Genomic DNA, 1,515 nt, shown 5'->3' with positions numbered 1-1,515 from the left:
ACAGCCACGATAAACCGAGCCCACGCATTGCGTAGGCGAACAGTTTATTCATAGGCTGTGTATAAGAATTTGGTCGTTTTCTGATGCCCTAAATAACTTTCGCTAATATAATGTAAAGAGGAATAACCTCTAATTTTTCTTCATTTAGCAAATTTAGTCATAAAACAATAAAAATCATAACAACTGTAATGTAAATAAAAAATGTAATCTTCTAAATGGTATATTTTACTATACTTTGTTAGGGGTTGCGTAACCCCAGTAACTGTTTTGATATCCAAAAAACAATTCAATTTGCTGTACTAATTTAAAAACAATTATATTATGGCAATCGAAGTTATTACTCGTGAGGATTTGAACGAATTTCGTTCACTTTTACTAAATGATTTAAAAGAAATCATCCAATCAAAAACACAACTCACAAAGCAGTGGTTAAAATCCAATGAAGTCCGTAAGCTGTTAAATATTTCCACTGGAACACTCCAAAATCTACGTATTAATGGAACCCTTTCTTATACCAAAATAGGCGGTATTATCTATTATGCAAATCAAGACATCGATAAATTATTAGAGCATAATAAAGTTAAAGCGATTCCAAATCTTTTCAAATAATATATCATTACGAGACACTAAGTAACCTTTCCTTTCATTACTTCGAGTAATCCCATTTGTCGTGGGATTGTATCGAGAAGTAAATCCTAGTACCTCTCAACTTTTACAATTTTAAACCTTAGCACCTAAAACAAAATGAATTACATAAAACATTTAACCGGATTCTTCGACCGCATAGTCCAAGACCGAAACCTCAACCCAACTCATATCAGTTTATATATTGCACTGTTTCAGTTTTGGAATGTGAACCGTTTTCAAAATCCAATTAGCATAACCAGAGATGAAGTGATGCGTATAAGTAAAATTTGTTCCAAAGCAACGTATCACAAATGCATGAGAGAATTAAATGACAAAGGATACATAAAATACGAACCATCATTCAATCCTTTTAAAGGTAGTATGGTAATACTTTTCAATTTTTCAGAAGACTTAAAACCCGTTCAAAAAAGAGTAAGCAACACCGAAAAAAATTTAGCAAATAATGAACAGGTTCTGAACAAGCGAGAAACAAGTACTGGGACAGGCACTGAACAAGCACTAGTACCTTCTATAAACTATATAAACAAAACAAACATTTCAAATGATTTAAACTTGGGTGAGCAACCACAAAATTTTAAAATTGATAATTTATTACCCGAAGAAAAAAAAGAAGAAGAAAAAAAGTTGCGCGAAAAAAAGAAGAATATTTCAACTCCGACAAACCAGGAAGTCAATGCGTATTTTCTCGAACAAAAATTTCCGGAACTCGAAGCACAAAAATTCTTCAATTATTTCTCAAGCAACGGATGGCTAGTTGGTGGTAAAACCGCAATGGTCAATTGGACAGCAGCAGTACAAAACTGGATGCTAAACGCAAACAAATTCAATACCAATGATAATCCAAATAGAGCCAAAAATCTCAACACA

At 32.7% G+C, this 1,515-nt stretch carries 2 protein-coding genes; both read left to right on the top strand.

From position 1 onward, the window contains the following. The first annotated feature begins 321 nt into the window (after positions 1-321). Positions 322-609: a helix-turn-helix domain-containing protein gene (locus RMN92_RS14085; protein ID WP_011963685.1), complete on the top strand. Its 288-nt coding sequence runs from the start codon at positions 322-324 to the stop codon at positions 607-609. Between the two features lie 135 nt (positions 610-744). Continuing rightward, on the top strand, positions 745-1,515 hold a 771-nt coding region (locus tag RMN92_RS14080), incomplete at its 3' end, for a transcriptional regulator (protein WP_309610077.1).

This window comes from Flavobacterium sp. (assembly GCF_031363805.1).
Taxonomy (GTDB): Bacteria; Bacteroidota; Bacteroidia; order Flavobacteriales; family Flavobacteriaceae; genus Flavobacterium.
This window is presented reverse-complemented; position numbering and strand designations above follow the sequence as displayed.